This is a genomic window from Curtobacterium sp. MCLR17_054, from assembly GCF_003234335.2.
GTDB classification, from domain to species: Bacteria; Actinomycetota; Actinomycetes; order Actinomycetales; family Microbacteriaceae; genus Curtobacterium; species Curtobacterium flaccumfaciens.
Genome location: NZ_CP126263.1, coordinates 1,586,623 through 1,605,234, shown reverse-complemented (window position 1 = coordinate 1,605,234; position 18,612 = coordinate 1,586,623). Strand labels below are relative to the sequence as shown.

The following is an 18,612-nucleotide window of genomic DNA, read 5'->3' as shown; positions in this document are numbered from 1 at the left end:
GGCCTTCGTCGTGCGTGGGGCTTTGGGTTCGCTTCGTGAGCAGGAACGGTCGGGTCGCGAGGGCGCACTCGACCGTTTCTGCTCACGAAGTGCCGGCCGACCGGCGCGGGACAGCCGGGAGGCCCGACTCGCCTCAGCGGGGTTCGCCGCGTCGGGCGATGGTGCGGACCATGACCTCGAGCGCGTAGTGCGCGTCGCGCGAGCCACCCTTCACCGCGGTGTCGGCCTCGGCGATGCTGATGATGGCATTGGCCAGCCCGGACTCGCTCCAGCCGGCGACGTCACGCTGCGCGCGCTGCACCTGCCACGGCGCCATACCGAGCGCCGAGGCCGCCTGCCCGCTCGGGCCCCGGAACGCGCTGACCTTCGCCATCGTGCGGATCTTGCTCGCGAACGCGGCGACGATCGGCACGGGTGCCTCGCCGGTGGCCAGGGCGTGCCGCAGCTCGACGATCGCCGGTGCCGACCGACCCGCGAGGGCGATGTCGGCGACCTTGAACGCATTCGTCTCGACGCGACCGCCGTAGTACTTGTCGACGACCTTGTCGGTGATCTCCTCGGCCTCGTCCGCCAGGAGCTGTCGGCACGCGGCGGCGAGTTCGGCGAGGTCGTCGGCGAACGCGGTCACCAGGGTCCGGACGGCGGAGGGCGCGATCCGGCGGCGTGCGGCGCGGAACTCGGCGTTCACGAAGTCGATGCGGTCGGTCTCGCGCTTCAGTTCGTCGCACAGCACCTCGACCCCGCCGCCGACACCGCTGCGGATCGTGTCGAGGAGCTTCTTGCCGCGCACACCACCCCCGTGCCGGAGCACCAGGGTGACGTCGTCGGCCGGGGCCTGCAGGTACGAGATCGTCTCGGTGATGAAGGCGTCGGTGCACTTCTCGACGTTCGTGACCTGCACCAGTCGCGGCTCGCCGAACAGCGACGGGCTGGCGAGGGTGGCGAGGAGCCCGGGGGCGTACTGGTCGGCTTCGAGGTCGTGCACCTCGAGCGCGGGGTCCTCGCCCTGCAGCAGGTCCTTCAGCACACCGCGGGCGCGGTCGGCGAGGAACGCTTCGGGTCCGGTGATGAGCACGACGGGCGCCGGACGGATCCCCGACCAGGGCACCTGGTCGATCTTCGCTGCGGCGCGCGCGGGCTTCTTGGCGGCCATGTGGTCCTTCCGGTGGTGCAGGCCCGGACGGTGCCGGGTCGAGTGGTGCACCGTCGATCCTACGGGCGGCCGCCGACGACGAGCGCTCCGTCCACACACGCACCTCGTCGCTGCCGGACCGGGCGAGCACCACGGTGCCGAGCTCGTCGGTGCGGAGCGGCAGCGTGCCCGCGGCCTCGAGCATGCCGAGGGCCGATGCCGTCGGGTGTCCGTAGCTGTTGTCCGCGCCGACCCCGACGAGACCGACCCGCGCGGTGAGCTCCCGGTAGAGCTGCGGGTCCTGGTCCGCCGAGCCGTGGTGCGCCACCTTCACGACGTCGATCGGCCCCACCGGCAGCTCCCCGGCGTTCCGGAGCCGACGCTGCGACGACTCCCCCAGGTCGCCGAGGAAGACCCCGGTCAGGCACGCCGGACAGGAGTCTCCGTCGGCCGGCCCCGTGGCCAGCACGACGCTCGCGTCGTTGCCGGCGGCACGGTCGCCGACCAGCGGCCACACCACACGCCAGGCGAGCGGCCCGAGGGTTCCGGAGACACGGTCGTCGGCCGTCCGCACGTCGACACCGGCACGCCGGAGGTCGTCGACCACCCGCTCGTCCGACGCACGGCCCACGGGTCCGACCAGGGCGGTCTCGACGGTGCCGGCCACAGCGTCCACCGCACCGACGTGGTCGCGGTCGAAGTGCGTCAGGACGAGCAGGTCGATCCGGGTGACCCCGAGCAGGTCCAGGCACGCCCGGAGCCGTTCCTCGTCGTCGCCGGTGTCCACGAGCGCGACGGCGTCGTCACCGCGGAGCAGCACGGCGTCCCCCTGCCCGACGTCACACGCGGCGACCGACCAGTCCCCCGGCACCGATCCCCGGACGACGAGCACCGGGACGGTGACCGCTGCGACACCGACCACGACAACGACCCCCGCGGCGAGCAGCAGCCGGGAGCCGAGCTGCCCCCGGACCAGCACGGCGACCGCGATGCAGCCGCACACCAGCACGGCGGCGGCCACACCGAGCACACCGGCCGGCCAGGGTGCCGAGGCGTACGGCAGGGCGGCCGCGCCGTGCGCGATGCCCCCGACGGCTGCGGCCGGGACCCACGCGACGGCCGCGAGCCCCTGCGCGCCCACCGGCCACACCGGAGCGAGACCACACGCGGCGAGCCCGACCACAGTGACGACCGGCGCGAACGGCTCCGCCAGCAGGTTCGCCGGCACCGCGTAGGTCGGGAGCGCCGCCGACAGCGGGATCGTCACCGGCCAGCACGCCACCTGCGCCGCGACGGGGATCGCGAGAGCGGCGGCGACCGGCGGCCACACACGACGCGCCAGGAGCTCGGTGAGCGGCGGGCCGAGCACCACGATCCCGCTCGTGGCGAGCACGGACAGGGCGAACGCGAACGACCGGGCGAACCAGGGGTCGACGACGAGCATGCCGACCGCGGCGAGGGCGATGAGCGGGACGCCCCGCACCGGTCGACCAGCCAGGTGCACGACGAGCACCACGATCGCCATCACCGTCGCCCGGACGATCGAGGGGTCGGGCCGCACGAGCACGACGAACACCAGGAGCACGCCGACGGCCGCCGCCGCTCGGGGGCCTCTCGGGAGCCCGCAGGCACGGCCGAGGACCACGACGAGGCCGACCACCACCGCGCAGTTCGCCCCGGACACCGCCGTCAGGTGCGTCAGCGCCGAGGTCTCCATCGCCGCCTCGGTCGTCGGGTCGAGGCCGGAGCGGTCCCCGATCGCGAGTCCGCGCAGCAGTGCCGCTCCGGGCTGCGGCAGGTCGGCAGTGGCCCGCACGAAGGCCTGTCGCGCGGTGTCGGTGGCGCCGAGCAGTCCGTCGGGCGGCACCGACGACGGCGTCCCGCGCGCGAACGCCACGAACGCGGTCGCCGATCCGGGTTCGTCCGGCTGCACGGCGGCGGTCACGGTGACCCGGGCACCGGCTGCCAGCACGGCTCCCGGTGCACCGCCGTGCTGGTCGGGGACGAGCCGGATCGGCACGCGGAGCCCGTCGAGCTCGTCGGCGCGCACGAGCGACGCGGTGACGGAGCGGTCACCCGGCACGAGGTCGCGGGTCAACACCGCCTCGACGTCCACGCGCCCCGCCCCCGGACCGGCGACGAGCGTGCGGAGCGGTTCCGGAGCCCGCCGGGACTCTCCCACGGTGACCGACACCGCGAGCAGCGTCGTCAGGGCCCCCGCGACGAGCAGCAGCCCGGCGACGGCCGGTACGACGCCGGTGCCCCGACGCCACCGGAGAACGATCCCGCTGACGCCGGTCAGGAGCGCCACAGCGCCACCGACCACGGGTGCCACGTCGGGCACGCCGACGAGCAGGGCGGTCGCGATCCAGGCGACAGCCACCGGCACCGCGACCCGCAGGTCGGTCGCACTCGGCGCGAGCTGCACCGTCGCCCCTCAGACCCGCACACGATCGCGGAGCTCGGCGAACCGCACGTCGCCGATGCCGCTGACGTCGAGCAGGTCCTCGACCGCGGTGAACCGGCCGTGCTCGTCACGCCAGGCGATGATCCGCCCGGCCAGCCCCGGTCCGATGCCGGGCAGGGTCTCGAGCACGGCCTGGTCGGCGGTGTTCAGGTCGACGACGGCGGACTCCTCGCCCCCGGTGCCCGCCGAGCCACCGCCGCTCCCGGCCCCGGCCCCGGCAGTCGGCCCGGCGGAAGCACCGTCCGCCACCGGCCCGAGCGCCTCCGGCACCTCCTGTTGCCCGACCCGGGGCACGTACAACCGCTCGCCGTCCGTCAGCACCCGGGCCAGGTTCAGGCGGTCGAGGTCGGCGTCGTCGGTGGCCCCACCAGCACGTTCGAGCGCGTCACCGACCCGGCTCGATGCCGGCAGCTCGACGACACCGCCCCGCCGCACCGCCCCGAGCACGTGCACCACGACGCGCCCCGCACCCGTGACCGCGCCGACACCCGGAGCAGACGAAGCCCCGAAGCCGGCACCAGCACCAGCACCAGCACCAGCAGGGGCCGACGGCGACGGGCCCGACGCCGCACCGGCCGTCGGCGCCCCACGCACGACGACCCCGCCCGTTCCTCCAGCACCCTCGCCACCACCCGACACCAGCGCCCCGACGAGCACCACGACGACGGCGACCACCACCACGACCGCCGCCAGCACCACGGCGGCCCGCGGTGACAGCGCGAGACGGGACCACCAGGGTCCGGGAGACGACGGGGACGACATGCCCCGAACGCTACGGAGCCCGGCCGATCGGCCGGGCTCCGTAGTTCACACCCGTGGACGGGTGCCGCGAACGCCCCTGCTGTGAGGGACGACGCCAGCGACGGTCGCTACCCCTTGATGGCGATGTTCACGAGCTTCGGCGCCCGGACGATCACCTTCACGATCTCGCGGTCACCGATGTACCGCTGCACGTTCGCCGACGACCGTGCGAGCTGCTCGAGCTCGTCCGCCTCGATCGACTTCGACACCTCGAACGAGTCACGCACCTTGCCGTTGACCTGCACGACGGCCGTCAGGGTCTCCTGCACGAGCAGCGTCGGGTCGGCCTTCCGCCAGCCGTACGTGGCGACGGTGGCCTCGTAGCCCAGCCGCTCCCACATCTCCTCGCCGGTGTACGGCGCGAAGACGCTCAGCCCGAGCGCGATGGTCTCGACGGCCTCGCGCACGGCGGGGTCACCGGCACCGGGGCCGCTGTCGATCGCCTTGCGGGTGACGTTGACCAGGTCCATCAGTCGCGCGATCACGACGTTGAACTTGAACGACTCCATCATCCCGGGGGCGTCGGCGAGGAACCGGTGCGTGACCTGGCGGAGAGCCCGGTCGCCGTCGGCCCACACGACGTCGCGTGCGGACGTGACGTCGAGCGCCAGGCGGTACGCCCGCGCCAGGAACCGTGCGGAGGCGGACGGGGAGACGTCCTCCCAGTTGATGTCGTCCTCCGGTGGGCCGGCGAAGCCCATCACCAGGCGGATCGCATCGACGCCGTTCGCGTCGAGCTCGTCGCCGAGCGAGACGCCGCCCTTCGACTTCGACATCTTCGAGCCACCGGACAGCACCATGCCCTGGTTGAGCAGCGCCGAGAACGGCTCGGTGAAGTCGAGGTACCCGAGGTCGAACAGCACCTTCGTCACGAAGCGGGCGTAGAGCAGGTGCAGGATCGCGTGCTCGATGCCGCCGATGTACTGGTCGACCGGAGCCCAGCGGCGCGCGGCTGCCGGATCGAACGCCTGGGTGTCGTCGTTCGCCGACAGGAACCGCAGGAAGTACCACGACGAGTCGACGAAGGTGTCCATCGTGTCGGTGTCGCGGAGCGCGGGCGTGCCGTCGACGGGGTTCGGGACGTTCACCCAGTCGGTCGCGCCACCGAGCGGGGACGTGCCCTTCGGCTTGAGGTCGAGCCCCTCGGTGTCGGGCAGCACGATCGGCAGCTGGTCCTCGGGCACCGGGTGCTCGGTGCCGTCGGCGCCGTGGATGATCGGGATCGGGGTGCCCCAGAAGCGCTGGCGCGAGATGAGCCAGTCGCGCAGGCGGTAGGTCTTGGCGGCACGGCCGGTGCCGCGCTCTTCGAGCAGCGCGATGGCAGCGGTGATGGCGTGCTGCTTCGACATGCCGTCGAGCGGCCCGGAGTTGATCATCCGGCCCTGACCGGTCAGCGCTTCGCCGGTGGCGACCGGGTCGAGGGTCGGCACGTCGAAGTCGTCGAGCGTCGCGCCCTCGGGGATGACCGGGATCGCGCCGGTGACGGCGGCGTTCGTGTCGACGACCACCTTGACGGGCAGGTCGAACGCCCGCGCGAAGTCGAGGTCGCGCTGGTCGTGCGCGGGCACGGCCATCACGGCGCCGTGCCCGTAGTCGGCGAGCACGTAGTCGGCGGCCCAGATCGGCAGGCGCTCCCCCGTCAGCGGGTGGATCGCGGAACGGCTGAGCGGCACACCGGTCTTCGGGCGGTCGGCGTTCTGCCGGTCGATCTCGGACGTCTTCTGCGTCGCCGTCAGGTAGGCGTCGAAGTCGTCACGGACCGAGGCCGGCACCGACGGGTCGGCGACGAGCTCAGCCGCCAGGTCGGAGTCCGGCGCGACGATCAGGAACGTCGCCCCGTGGATCGTGTCCGGGCGGGTGGTGAAGACCGTGACGGGCTCGTCGCGGCCCTCGATCACGAAGTCGACGTCGGCACCGACCGAGCGGCCGATCCAGTTGCGCTGCTGCGCGATGACCTTCGCCGGCCACCGCCCCTCGAGCTGGTTCAGGTCGTCGAGCAGCCGGTCGGCGTACTCGGTGATCTTGAAGTACCACTGCGTGAGCTTCTTCTTCACGACGACGGCGCCGGAGCGGTCCGAGGTGCCGTCGGGCAGGACCTGCTCGTTCGCGAGCACGGTTTGGTCCACCGGGTCCCAGTTGACCCAGCTGTCCTTGCGGTACGCCAGGCCCTTCTCGTACATCTTCAGGAACAGCCACTGGTTCCACTTGTAGTACTCCGGGTCCGAGGTGTGGATCTCGGTGGTCCAGTCGAACGACGGCGCGTAGCGCTTGAAGGACGCCTTCTGCTGCTCGATGTTCGCGTAGGTCCAGTCCTTCGGGTCCACCCCGCGCTTGATCGCCGCGTTCTCGGCGGGCAGCCCGAAGGAGTCCCAACCGATCGGGTGCAGCACGTTGAAGCCCTGCTGACGCCAGTAGCGCGCGACGAAGTCCCCGAGCGCCCAGTTCTCGGCGTGCCCCATGTGCAGGTCGCCGGACGGGTACGGGAACATCTCGAGGATGTACTTGCGCGGACGGGTGTCGTCGAGGTCGGTGGTGAAGAGCCCGAGCTCTTCCCAGCGGGGCTGCCACTTCTCCTGGATACGACGGAAGTCGTAGGCGTTCGGGTCCTCGGCGTGCTGCTCGGTGGTCACGGTCGTCAACGATACAAGCCGGGAGGCCCGTCCCGCGTCCGCCTGTCGGCTCACCCGGCGAGCAGGCGTCCGTCCCGCATCCGCAGGGTGCGGTCGACCAGGTCCGGCGCCACCGGGACGTGCGAGACGATGACGACCGTCCGGCCCGCTGCGCGGGCCGTGGTGACGAGGTCACGCAGCACGGTGTCACCGAGGTCCGGGTCGACGTCTGCGGTCGGTTCGTCGAGCACCAGCACCGGGAACGCGTGCAGCAGTGCGCGGGCGAGCGCGAGCCGGTGCGCCTGGCCGCCGGACACGAGCACGCCGCGTTCCCCGACCGAGGCGTCCAGCCCGCCCCGCCGGACGACCCACTCCCCCAGGCCGACCCGGTCGAGCACGGCGAGCAGTTCCTCGTCGGTCGCTGTCTCGCGGGCGAAGAGCAGGTTCTGCCGCACCGACTGGTCGAACACGAACGGGTCCTGTTCGATCAGGCCGACCCGGGCCCGCACCGCGTCGGGGTGCATCGCCCTCGCCTCGACGCCGTCGAGCGTGTAGGAACCCTCGTGCTCCACGAACCGGACGAGCGCGTCGACCAGGGTCGACTTGCCGGCACCGCTCGGCCCCTCGAGCACGACGACCTCGCCGGGGGCGAGCGTGAACGAGACCCCGTCGACTGCACGCTCGGCAGCACCAGGCCAGCGGACGGTCAGGTCCTGCACGGCGAGCGTGACCGGCCCCTCGACCACGAGCGACGCCGGGTCGGCGTCCTCGTCGGGCTCGGGGACGATGCCGACGGGCACCTCGGCGGGCACGACCTGCTCGACCCGTTCGGCCGCAGCACGCACCCGGCGGAGCGTCAGGACGGCGAGCGGGACGGTCCCGACGACCTCGAAGAGCGCCAGCGGCACGAAGACCGCCAGTGCCCAGAGCGGACCGTCGAGCGCACCGGACACCACGGCGGGGGCACCGACGGCGAGGATCCCGATCACCGCACCGCCACCGACCAGGCCGACCAGGGCACCGACGAGCGACTCGACCGTGCCACGGCGCCGGACGGCCCGGGTGACACCCGCGTCGAGCCGGGCGATGTGCGCGAGCCGCTCGTCGAGGGTGCCGTACGCGGCGAAGACGTCGAGCGTCCGGACGGTGTCGAGCACCAGGTCCGCGACGCGACCCCGGTCGGCGGCGGTCTCGCGGTCCGAGCGCTCGGCGATGGCCCGGGTGACGATCGTGCCGACCAGGGCCGCGACCGCCAGCGCGAGGACGAGCACGAGCGCCGCCGGCACCGACACGAGCGCCACGGCGACGACCGACAGCACCGCGACGACCCCGGCGGAGACGAGCGGCCCGACGACGCGGATCGGCAGGTCCTGCAGCCGGTCGGTGTCGGTCACCAGGCGCGTCATGAGGTCGCCGCGTCCGGTCCGGCCGAGTCCGGCGGGAGCGATCGACGCCAGCCGCCGGTACATCTCCGTCCGCACCACGGCTAGTTGCCGGAAGGACGCGTCGTGCCCGGCGAGCCGGTCGACGTACCGGAGCACGGCACGCCCCAGCGCGAACGCACGCACGCCGACCATCACGAGCGTCAGGTACAGGATCGGCGGGTGCTCGGCGGCACGGGTGATCAGGTAGCCGCTCGCGGCGAGGAGCGCGACCGCGCAGACCGCGCTGAGCGACCCGGCGGCGACCGCCTTCGCCCAACCCGACCCGTGCGGCATCGCGAGCCGCAGGACGGAGCCGCCACGGGCCTCCCGGCTCATGCGCGCACCCCCTTGCGGACCGTCACGGACCCGCCGGCGCGGACGTCCACGCGGACGTCGGCCGCGGCGACGACCGCGGGTCGGTGGCTGGCGACCACGACGACGGCGCCGTCGGCCGCCAGGCCTCGGGCTGCCGCGATGACGCGTTCCTCGGACTCGGCGTCCAGCGCGGACGTCGGCTCGTCGAGCAGCACGAGGGGCGTGGCGGCGCGTCGCGCGCGGTACAGCGCGCGGGCGACGGCGACGCGCTGTGCCTGGCCGCCGGACAGTCCGCTGCCACCGGCGCCGACCGGGAGGCCCGGGTCGAGTCCCAGCCCCGCGTCGCCCAGCGCGGTGCGCACGTCGGCGTCGTCGGGGGTCGCGCTGAGCGCGACGTTCTCGGCGATCGTCCCGCGGACGAGACGCGGGCGCTGGTCGGCCCACGTGGTGCGCTCGGCGACGGACGCGCCGGCCGGGCCGGGCACGGTGACGGCACCGTCGTGCGGCAGGACACCGCGGAGTGCGGCGATGATGCTCGACTTGCCGGAACCGCTCGGGCCGGCCAGCACGACGACGGTGCCGGGCTCGGCGTGCAGGTCGAACGGTCCGATCACGACGTCGGGTCGGCGGACGGTGAGTCCGCGGACGTCCAGGGCGGATGCGGGTGCTGCGGGGTCCGTGTCGGTCCCGCTGCCGCCGCTGCTGCCGGTCGCGGACGGTGATGCGGTCTCGTCGTCGGCCAGCACGTCGAGCACCGCGGCCGAGGCCTCGACGCCGTCCTGGGCGGCGTGGAAGTCGGCGCCGACTTGGCGGATCGGGGCGAAGGCCTCCGGTGCCAGCACGAGCACGAACATCGCGGCCCCGAGGCCGAGCGAGCCGTCCACCAGGCGGATGCCGATCGAGACGGCGACCAGTGCGACGGACAGGCTCGCGGCGAGCTCGAGCGCGAAGCCGCTCACGAAGGACAGCCGGAGGACGCCGATCGTGCCGCGACGGTACTCGTCGGTGACCACCCCGATGCGACCGACCTGGCGGCGCGCACGGCCGAAGACCTTGAGCGTGGCGAGCCCTTCGACGGCCTCGGTGAAGGCGCCACCCAGCTTCGCGAGGGCGTCCGACTGCTTCCGCTGCAGCGACTGCGTGGCCAGGCCGATCAGGATCATGAAGACCGGGATCACGGGCAGGGCGAACAGGATGATCAGCCCGCTCGTCAGGTCGCCCAGGCCGATCGCGACCAGGAGCATCGGCGTCGCGATCGCGGTGAGCGCGAGCTGCGGCAGGTACCGGCCGAAGTAGGCGTCGAGTGCGTCGAGCCCGGGGCCAAGCGTGGTGGCGAAGCCGGCGCTCGACCGGCCCGCGAGCCACGACGGACCGCGCTCGGCGGCGCGGGCGAGCACCGTCGTGCGCATCTCGCTCTTCACCTTCGCAGCAGCGCGCGCCGCCAGGTCGTCCGTCGCCCACGCGGCCACCGTACGCAGGACGAACGCCCCGCCGAGCAGCGCGAGCGCCTGCCCGAACGCCGCCGGCACCCTGCCGTCGCCGACGGCGTCGACCCCGAGGGTGACGGCCGCCGCGATCCCCCACGCGATCGCGATGGTCGCGAGCGTGCGGAGGACACCGGTGCCGGCGGCGGCGACGATGAAGCCGCGCGCCGTCCGGGACAACCGCAGGAGTCGGGGGTCGAGGGGCTTCATCGTCGTCCGCCTAGTGCGCGGCCGCGGTGACGTGGGCGCGGGAGACGCGCTTGCGGAACACCCAGTAGGTCCAGGCCTGGTACGCGAAGACCAGGGGCACGAAGATCAGCGCGACCCAGCTCATCACGGTCAGCGTGTACGACCCGGACGAGGCGTTGTACACGTTCAGGCTGTTCGCGACGTCGTTCGAGGCCGGCATGACGTCGGGGAAGATCGCCGTGAACATCGCGAGCACGATCGCGGCGATGGTGACCGCCATCAGCGTGAAGGCGCGCCCCTCCTTGCCCCAGGCGTTGCAGAGCACGGCGAGCACCAGGGCCAGGGCGGCGACCACGGAGAGCACCAGCGAGGCCGGGGTGGCCCGGACGAAGGCCATCGACACCAGGAACGCGGCGCCGACGACGATCGTGACGATGCCGGCGCGGGTCGCCAGGCGCTTGGCGCGGACGCGGATGTCGCCCTCGGTCTTCAGCGCAACGAAGACGACCCCGTGGGTGAAGAACACCAGCAGCGTCGCGGCACCGGTCAGCAGCGCGAACGGGTTGAGCAGGTCGAAGATCGTGCCGGTGTAGTTGTGCCCGGCGTCCATCGGGATGCCACGGACGACGTTGCCGAACGCGACGCCCCACAGGAACGACGGCACGGCACTGCCGACGATGATCATCAGGTCGAAGCGGCGCTTCCACTCGAGGTGCTTGTTCTGGTGCCGGTACTCGAACGACACCCCTCGCAGGATGAGTGCAGCGAGGATGAGCAGCAGCGCCAGGTAGAAGCCGGAGAACATCGTGGCGTACCACTCCGGGAACGCCGCGAACAGGCACGCCCCGGCGACGATGACCCAGGTCTCGTTGAGGTCCCAGACCGGGCCGATGGTGTTGATCAGGACCCGACGGTCGGTGTCGTCCTTGCCGAGGAACGGCAGGGACATGCCGACACCGAAGTCGAATCCGTCGAGGACGAAGTAGCCGACGAAGAAGACGCCGACGATCGCGAACCAGAGAACGGGGAGATCCATCAGGCAGCGTCCATTTCTAGTAGACCGTCACTTCGTGCTTGACCTCGCCGGTCTCCTCGTCGACCTCGTCCGGGTCGGCGGGCCCCTCTTGCGCGACCTTCTTGATGAGCTTGAACTCGACGACGGCCAGCGAGCCGTAGATCAGGGTGAAGACCAGCAGCGAGATGAGGACCTCGAGTCCGGTCACGTTCGGCGACACACCGTCCTTCGTCTGGAGCAGCCCGAACACGAGCCACGGCTGGCGGCCCATCTCGGTGAAGACCCAGCCGACGATCATCGCGGCCATCGGCAGCGGCACCGTCCAGGTGGCGATGCGCCACACCCAGCGCTGCGTCGGGAACCGGCCCTTGCGGGTCAGCCACAGCCCGACCAGCGAGACCATGACCGCGCCGACACCGAGGGCGATCATCCAGCGGAACGACCAGTAGGTGACCCAGATGATCGGCTTGTAGTCGCCGGGGCCGTACACCTGCGTGTACTGCGCCTGCAGGTCGTTGATGCCCTCGACCGTGCCGTTGAACGTGTGCGTCGACAGGAACGACAGCAGGTAAGGCACCCGGATCGAGAACAGCTCGTGCACGCCGTCGGGCGTGCCGAGCGTGAAGATCGAGAACGAGGCGTCCTTGCCGGTCGCGGTGTTGTACAGCGCCTCGGCCGCCGCCATCTTCATCGGCTGCGTGTCGACCATCGTCAGGCCGAGCTGGTCGCCGGTCAGGACGGTCAGCGCGCCGGCAGCGAGCATGGTCCACATGCCGAACTTGAGCGCCGGCAGCATCGTCTCGAGGTTCTGGTTGCGGGCCAGGTGGTAGGCCGCGACCGAGATGATGACCGCCGCGGCGACCATGAAGCAGGCGAAGAGCGTGTGCGGGAACGCGGCCAGGGCGACCTTGTTGCCGAGCACCGCCCAGATGTCGGTGAGCTCCGCACGGCCCTTGGCCTCGTTCATCGCGAAGCCGACCGGGTGCTGCATGAACGCGTTCGCGGCGATGATGAAGTACGCCGACATGATCGTGCCGGCGCTCACGCACCAGATGCTCGCCAGGTGCAACCCCTTGGGCAGGCGGTCCCAGCCGAAGATCCAGATGCCGATGAAGGCCGCTTCGAAGAAGAACGCCAGGATGCCCTCGAGCGCGAGCGGTGCGCCGAAGACGTCACCGACGAAGCGCGAGTAGTTCGACCAGTTCATGCCGAACTGGAACTCCTGCACGATGCCCGTCACGACACCCATCGCGAAGTTGATCAGGAAGATCCGCCCGAAGAACCGCGTCAGCTGCAGGTAGTGCGCGCGGCCGGTCCGGTACCAGGCGGTCTGGAACACGGCCACAACGGCTGCCATGCCGATCGTCAGCGGGACGAAGAGGAAGTGGTAGATGGTCGTCAGACCGAACTGCCACCGCGACAGGAGGAGCGGATCGAGGAGGTCGTTCATGCGGCGATTCCGAGACGGGTGGCCGCGCGCTGTTCGTGCACGTCAGTTGCTTCCTGTGGAACGGATACATCAGGTGTCACAGCCCTTGGGACACCCCAACGCTATCGCGCTGGATCACACTTCGACAAGTTGTAGAACGACTCCGTGCACAAACGTGCACAGCCCTTGCACGGCACAACCGTGCGGCACGGATGTTCGCGCTGCCTGCTCCACGAACGACGACAGGCGCCGGGTGGATACCCGACGCCTGTCGTTTTGTTCGTGAACCTCTGGCTACAGCAGACCCTCGGCCTTGAGCCAGTCCTCGGCGATGGTGGACGCCTTCTCCTTGTCGGCCGTGCTCTTGGTGTTGAGCTCGATCAGGGCCTCGGTCGTGAGCTTCTCGTTGACCGAGTCGATCGCGTCCGCAGCCTTCTCGTTGACCTTCTTCGAGACGACCGGCACGACGTTCTGCGGCAGGATCAGGTTCTCCGGGTCCTTCAGCGTGACGAAGCCGTTCGCCTTGATGCTCGGGTCGGCGGTGTAGATGTCGGCCAGCTGGACGGTGTCGTCCTTGAGCGCCTTGACGGTCAGGGCCCCGCCGCCGTCCTCGATCGCCTTGAAGTCGACGTCGACGCCGTAGACCGACTTGAGCCCCTTCGGGCCGTACGGCCGCGTCTGGTTCTCGGAGTTGGCGCCCACGGTGAGCTTCTCGTCGACGTTCTTCAGGTCGGCCAGGCTCGTGACGTCGTTGTCCTCGGAGAACTTCTTCGTGACGGTGTAGCTGTCCTGGTCGGTCGCGTCGGCTTCGTCGAGGACCCGGAGGCCCTTCGGCAGGGCCGTGTCGAGCCCGTCGTCGATCTGGTCGGCGGTCTTCGCGTCCGAGTCCTTGTCGAAGTACTGCAGCAGGTTGCCGCTGTACTCGGGCATGACGTCGATGGCGCCCTTCTCGAGCTGCGGGATGTAGACCTCACGCTGCCCGATGTTGAAGTTGCGCTTCACGTCGAAGCCGTCCTTCTCGAGGACCTGGGCGTACAGCTCGGCGATGATCTCGTTCGAGTAGTACTGCTGCGAACCGACGACGATGGTCTTCGAGTCGGACGAGTCGCTGGAACCGCTGTCGAGCGGGTCGCTCGACGCGCAGCCGGCGAGGGCGGCGACGACGCCGACCGCCATCGCGGCGGCGACACCGGCGCGGATCTTGGGTGCTGTGATCACGAGGGATTTCCTTCCGGGAGTGGATTGCGGGCTCGCTCACGCGACCCCTGACGCTGTCGGGCCGACGGGTCCGCGGTGCCCTTCGGCACCGCCGCCCGCTGCAGCACGGCGAACACGATCTCGAACGCGATCGCGAGGGCGATCACGAGGATGGAGGCGCCGAGCATCTCGGCGTAGTCCTGGGTCTTCAGGCCGAGGAAGAAGTACCCGCCGAGGCCACCGGCCCCGACGTACGCGGCGAGCGTGGCCGTCGCGACGACCTGCAGCACCGCGGCGCGGATGCCACCTATCAGCAGCGGGAGCCCGAGCGGGATCTCGACCTTCCACAGGATCTGCCAGCCGGTCATGCCCTGGGCCTTCGCGGCGTCGACGACCCCCGGTTCGACGGACTCGATGCCGGAGTACGCACCGGCGAGCACCGACGGGATCGCCAGGATGACGAGGGCGAGCAAGGGGGCCTGCAGCCCGATGCCGAGCAGCAGCCCGAACAGCGAGAGCACGCCGAGCGTCGGGAGCGCCCGCACCCCGCCGGACACCGCGATCGAGAAGCCACGAGCGCGGCGGGTGTGGCCGATCGCGTACCCGACCGGCACAGCGATGACCGCGGCGATGAGCACCGCGAGCAGGGTGATCCAGACGTGCTCCCAGAGGCGCGTGGGGATGCCGTTGTACCCGCCGTAGTTCGTGGGGTCGAACACCCACGCGAAGGCCTGACCGATGATCACGAGGAGACCTCCGCTGCTTGCAGGACTCGGCGAGCCTGTCGGCGTGACACCGAGTTCGTCCGGGTCCACGGCATGACCAGGCGCCCGAGCAGCACGAGGAGGCCGTCGAGGGCGAAGGCGAGCACGAGCACCATCACGATGCCGGAGAGGATCTCCTCGTAGATCCCGCGCCCCAGGCCGTCGGTGAACAGCAGGCCGAGACTCGGGATGCCGAGGACCGCGCCGACCGTGGTCAGCGAGATCGTGGAGACCGAGACCACCCGGAGGCCGGCCAGCAGGACCGGACCGGCGAGCGGGAGCTCAACACGGAAGAACCGCTGCGCTGGCGAGTAACCCATGGCGGTCGACGCGGACTTGGTCTCGGAGTCGACCGAGGTCAGCCCGTCGACCGTGGAACGGACCATCAGCGCGAGGCCGTACAGCGTCAGACCGATGACGACGTTGATCGGGCTCTGCAGGCCGGTGCCGATGATGCTCGGGAGCGCCACGAACAGGGCGAGCGACGGGATTGCGTAGAGCAGACCGGCGAGGGTCACGATGCTGCTGCCCACACCCGATGCGAAGCGCGACCCACCGGGGCGCTGCAGCCGGACCACCAGCCACCCGATCGGGATCGACAGCAGGAACGCGACGATGATCGGCGGGATCGCGATCGCGAGGTGGGAGACCGTGTTGTCCCAGATCGTGTCGAGGTTCGCCAGCACCCACTTCACCGGGTGCCCCCACCCTGCGCCGGGGCACCCGGTGCGTCGTGGGACGCTCCGGCCTCTGCTGCTCGGGAGTCGGACTGCGGAACGGCCTCGGCGGCGTCGACGACCCCGACGGGGCCCGTCAGCACGCCGGCTGCGCGGCCTTCACCGTCGACGACGATCGGACCGGTCGGGGTCTGCTCGACGCGGAGCGCGCGGCGCCCGCGGCCGGCGCCGATGAACGTGGCGACGAAGTCGTCGGCGGGTGCGGCGAGGATCTCGGCCGGCGTCCCCTGCTGGGCGATCTCGCCGCCCTTCTTGAGGATGACGACCTGGTCGCCGAGCTTGAACGCCTCGTCGATGTCGTGCGTCACGAACACGACGGTCTTGCCGAGTTCGCGCTGCAGGCGGATGAGCTCGTCCTGCAGGTCGTTGCGCACCAGCGGGTCCACCGCACCGAACGGCTCGTCCATGAGCAGGATGTTCGGGTCGACGGCCAGCCCGCGGGCCACACCGACGCGCTGCTGCTGGCCGCCGGAGAGCTGTGACGGGTAGCGGTCGGCGAAGGCACGGTCGAGTCCGACGGTGTCCATGAGCTCGAGGGCGCGCTTGCGGGCGTCGGCCTTGGAGACGCCGGTCAGCAGCGGGACGGTCGCGATGTTGTCGACGACCTTGCGGTGCGGCAGCAGCCCGGAGTTCTGCATGACGTAGCCGATGTGGCGACGGAGCTCGACGGGGTTGATCCCGGCGACGTCCGAGCCGTCGATCTCGACGGTTCCGGAAGTGGGGTCGACCATGCGGTTGATCATGCGGAGCAGCGTGGTCTTGCCACAGCCGCTGGATCCGACGAAGACGGTGGTGGTCCGGGACGGGATGACCAGATCGAAGTGCTCGACCGCAGTCGTGCCGTCCGGGTAGGTCTTGCGCACCGAGCGGAACTCGATCATGGGGTGCCCTTCTGTTCGGAGGTAGCCCGACTCCGGATGAGAGTACCCGGGGGTGCCGACATCGGTTCGCTGTGACGATCCGTGACGGACCCGCGGCGGTGCACAGGTCGGTGGGGATGCCGACGGGAACCACGGGATCGGCGGGGACGACGACGCCCGCGCCTCGGTGTTCGGAGGCGCGGGCGGGTCGGTTCGGTCTCCGGCGTGTCGCGCCGGTTCGACGGGACGGTCAGGAAGCGGCGATCACCGATTCCAGGTGCGCACGGTTCATCCGGCGGTACTCCTCGATCAGCTCCGTGTCGGGGTGCTCGCGGTCGCGGTGTGCCCGTGCCAGCACCGCGTGACCGGACTCGGCGAGGACGACCCAGGCGCGGGTGATGCGCTCGTCGTCCGGCAGGCCGAAGCGGTCGCGCATGATCTGGCCGACGGCCGCGCCGAGCGCACCCATGCGGTCCTCCGCGTCGCCCGTTCCGGTGTCCGCCGGGTCGCCGAAGCGGATGGCCCGGAAGCCGGGCTCGGTGCGGTACATCTCTGCGGTCATGTCGATGAGCGCGTCGTTGGCGTCCTGCCAGGTCACGGCGCCACTGGCGTCGAGCGCCTCGACGAAGCGGGCGGCGAGCCGCTGGGTGCAGCGGATCGCGAGTGCCTCGACCACGGCGATGCGGTCCGGGAAGTACCGGTAGACGGTGCCGATCGACGCCCCCGCGCGCTCGGCGACCATGGCGGTCGTGAGCCGTTCGAACCCGATCTCGTCGATCACCGCGGCTGCGGCGTCGAGGAGGCCGGCGAGGCGCGCCGAACTGCGGGCTTGGACCGGCTCGTTCCTGAGCAGTGATGATCCCCCCGGCAGAGCGTTCGTTACCTCGGTGACGAGCACGTGTTCTCCTCTTGCGCTCCAGCGCGGTTGGTTGGTGTGACGGGGACAACTTTCGCAGAACGCACCTGGAACGTGGCTGCGACTCACCAGTTGCGACGCACCAGTTCTGTACAGCGCGCGGGTTTCGTCAGCCGCCCGTGGGAGGATGACGCCATGCCCGACCCGACGCCCCACGAGCCGTCGTTGGCCGAGCCGCTCCTGCACCGCGCGGCCCGCATCGAGGACGCCGTCCAGGAGTTCCGCGAGCACCGTGCACGCCGTCGCGGACTCGTCCCGACGGTGGTCCCGTACACCGGCTACGGCGCGCCCGGTTGGGTGCGCATCCTCTGCCGTGTGCTCCTCACCCGCCGGGGTCTCGCCTCGGACGTCTCCTACGCCGGAGTCCGCGGCTGGAAGAGCTTCACGAGCGTCGCCGTCGACCACGCCGAGGTCACCGTCACCGCCGGCGGCGTCTCCCACGTGGTGCAGACCGACCGTGGCGGTGTCGTCGACACCATCGTCCCGATCGACCTCGAGCCCGGCTGGCGCACGGTGCGGCTGTCGGCAGGTGGCGGGCGCGACGTCGAGGCCGACGTGTTCGTCGTGCACCCGGACACCCGCTTCGGGCTGCTGTCCGACATCGACGACACCGTGATGGTGACCTCGCTCCCCCGCCCCATGCTCGCCGCCTGGAACTCGTTCGTCCTGACCGAGCACGCCCGCCGCCCCGTGCCCGGCATGTCCGTGCTCTACGAGCGGATCCTCGCGCAGCACCCCGGTTCCCCGACGGTCTACCTGTCGACCGGAGCGTGGAACGTCGCGCCGACGCTGCAGCGCTTCCTGTCGCGCAACATGTACCCGTCCGGCACGCTCCTGCTCACCGACTGGGGTCCCACCCACGACCGGTTCTTCCGCAGCGGGCAGCTGCACAAGCAGGAGAACCTGCGCCGGCTCGCGAAGGACTTCCCGGACATCCGCTGGCTCCTGGTCGGCGACGACGGACAGCACGACGAGAGCCTCTACGGCGACTTCTCGCGGGAGCACCCGGACAACGTCGCGGGCGTCGCCATCCGGCAGCTGTCCACGAGCGAAGCGGTCCTGGCCGGCGGACGCTCGCGGGCGCAGGAACGCTCCCGTGACTCGTCGGCACCCTGGGTGTACGCACCGGACGGCGCCGGTCTGTGGAGCGAGCTCGCGCGGGTCGGCATCATCGAGTCCGACGCCTCCGACCCGGCCTGAGCGACCCTTCATCACGATCGCGGCCCGGAGCACCCGTGGTCGACCGCGGCGCTCGGGCACCGGGTGTTCGATC

13 protein-coding genes and 1 pseudogene are annotated in these 18,612 nt (G+C 71.2%); 1 reads left to right on the top strand and 13 read right to left on the bottom strand.

Going from position 1 to position 18,612, the window contains the following annotated elements; all coding sequences use genetic code 11:
* Positions 1-133: 133 nt before the first annotated feature.
* The 13 genes and pseudogenes from holA to DEJ08_RS07590 form a co-directional block, all read right to left on the bottom strand.
* Complete coding sequence (holA, locus tag DEJ08_RS07645) at positions 134-1,153, bottom strand: DNA polymerase III subunit delta (protein WP_027465301.1); 1,020 nt, start codon at positions 1,151-1,153, stop codon at positions 134-136.
* Positions 1,154-1,775: 622 nt separating this feature from the next.
* A pseudogene (locus DEJ08_RS18960) lies at positions 1,776-2,948 on the bottom strand (ComEC/Rec2 family competence protein); the annotation flags it as partial.
* Positions 2,949-3,569: 621 nt separating this feature from the next.
* A complete protein-coding gene (locus DEJ08_RS07640; RefSeq protein WP_111054953.1) occupies positions 3,570-4,361 on the bottom strand; it encodes a ComEA family DNA-binding protein in 792 nt (263 codons plus the stop codon).
* Between the two features lie 107 nt (positions 4,362-4,468).
* Positions 4,469-7,030 (bottom strand): leucine--tRNA ligase, encoded by a 2,562-nt coding sequence (leuS, locus tag DEJ08_RS07635; RefSeq protein WP_111054954.1) that lies wholly within the window; start codon positions 7,028-7,030, stop codon positions 4,469-4,471.
* A 50-nt stretch (positions 7,031-7,080) separates the two neighbouring features.
* Positions 7,081-8,769 carry a thiol reductant ABC exporter subunit CydC gene (cydC, locus tag DEJ08_RS07630; protein ID WP_111054955.1) on the bottom strand — a complete coding sequence of 563 codons (1,689 nt, stop codon included), beginning with the start codon at positions 8,767-8,769 and terminating at the stop codon, positions 7,081-7,083.
* Positions 8,766-10,442, bottom strand: coding sequence for a thiol reductant ABC exporter subunit CydD (gene cydD, locus DEJ08_RS07625; RefSeq protein WP_111054956.1), 1,677 nt, complete (start codon positions 10,440-10,442; stop codon positions 8,766-8,768). Before cydD ends, cydC begins: the two co-directional genes overlap by 4 nt.
* A 10-nt stretch (positions 10,443-10,452) precedes the next feature.
* Positions 10,453-11,457: a cytochrome d ubiquinol oxidase subunit II gene (cydB, locus tag DEJ08_RS07620; protein ID WP_110864636.1), complete on the bottom strand. Its 1,005-nt coding sequence runs from the start codon at positions 11,455-11,457 to the stop codon at positions 10,453-10,455.
* Between the two features lie 16 nt (positions 11,458-11,473).
* Positions 11,474-12,886 carry a cytochrome ubiquinol oxidase subunit I gene (locus DEJ08_RS07615; RefSeq protein WP_071405716.1) on the bottom strand — a complete coding sequence of 471 codons (1,413 nt, stop codon included), beginning with the start codon at positions 12,884-12,886 and terminating at the stop codon, positions 11,474-11,476.
* Positions 12,887-13,159: 273 nt separating this feature from the next.
* On the bottom strand, positions 13,160-14,083 hold the full coding sequence (locus tag DEJ08_RS07610) for an ABC transporter substrate-binding protein (protein ID WP_110864635.1): 924 nt from the start codon (positions 14,081-14,083) through the stop codon (positions 13,160-13,162).
* Positions 14,080-14,808, bottom strand: a complete 729-nt coding sequence (locus tag DEJ08_RS07605; protein WP_111054957.1) for an ABC transporter permease — start codon at positions 14,806-14,808, stop codon at positions 14,080-14,082. Before DEJ08_RS07605 ends, DEJ08_RS07610 begins: the two co-directional genes overlap by 4 nt.
* Entirely contained in the window at positions 14,805-15,521 is a 717-nt protein-coding gene (locus DEJ08_RS07600) for an ABC transporter permease (RefSeq protein WP_110864634.1), read from the bottom strand. Before DEJ08_RS07600 ends, DEJ08_RS07605 begins: the two co-directional genes overlap by 4 nt.
* Entirely contained in the window at positions 15,518-16,444 is a 927-nt protein-coding gene (locus tag DEJ08_RS07595) for an ABC transporter ATP-binding protein (RefSeq protein ID WP_027465271.1), read from the bottom strand. The genes DEJ08_RS07600 and DEJ08_RS07595 overlap by 4 nt, the downstream gene beginning before the upstream one ends.
* 229 nt (positions 16,445-16,673) lie before the next feature.
* Positions 16,674-17,321 carry a TetR/AcrR family transcriptional regulator gene (locus DEJ08_RS07590; protein ID WP_111039135.1) on the bottom strand — a complete coding sequence of 216 codons (648 nt, stop codon included), beginning with the start codon at positions 17,319-17,321 and terminating at the stop codon, positions 16,674-16,676.
* A gap of 153 nt (positions 17,322-17,474) precedes the next feature.
* Here DEJ08_RS07590 and DEJ08_RS07585 point away from each other — a divergent pair, with 153 nt between their 5' ends.
* The gene (locus DEJ08_RS07585; protein WP_110864632.1) at positions 17,475-18,539 is read left to right on the top strand and encodes an App1 family protein phosphatidate phosphatase; all 1,065 of its coding nucleotides are present in this window, start codon (positions 17,475-17,477) and stop codon (positions 18,537-18,539) included.
* Positions 18,540-18,612: the final 73 nt, after the last annotated feature.

What these genes read in the sequence shown, in the direction of transcription:
- holA (WP_027465301.1), bottom strand. Translation starts at nt 1,153, where the DNA reads ATGGCCGCCAAGAAGCCCGCGCGCGCCGCAGCGAAGATCGACCAGGTG.
- DEJ08_RS07640 (WP_111054953.1), bottom strand. Translation starts at nt 4,361, where the DNA reads ATGTCGTCCCCGTCGTCTCCCGGACCCTGGTGGTCCCGTCTCGCGCTG.
- cydC (WP_111054955.1), bottom strand. Translation starts at nt 8,769, where the DNA reads ATGAGCCGGGAGGCCCGTGGCGGCTCCGTCCTGCGGCTCGCGATGCCG.
- cydD (WP_111054956.1), bottom strand. Translation starts at nt 10,442, where the DNA reads ATGAAGCCCCTCGACCCCCGACTCCTGCGGTTGTCCCGGACGGCGCGC.
- cydB (WP_110864636.1), bottom strand. Translation starts at nt 11,457, where the DNA reads ATGGATCTCCCCGTTCTCTGGTTCGCGATCGTCGGCGTCTTCTTCGTC.
- DEJ08_RS07615 (WP_071405716.1), bottom strand. Translation starts at nt 12,886, where the DNA reads ATGAACGACCTCCTCGATCCGCTCCTCCTGTCGCGGTGGCAGTTCGGT.
- DEJ08_RS07595 (WP_027465271.1), bottom strand. Translation starts at nt 16,444, where the DNA reads ATGATCGAGTTCCGCTCGGTGCGCAAGACCTACCCGGACGGCACGACT.
- DEJ08_RS07585 (WP_110864632.1), top strand. Translation starts at nt 17,475, where the DNA reads ATGCCCGACCCGACGCCCCACGAGCCGTCGTTGGCCGAGCCGCTCCTG.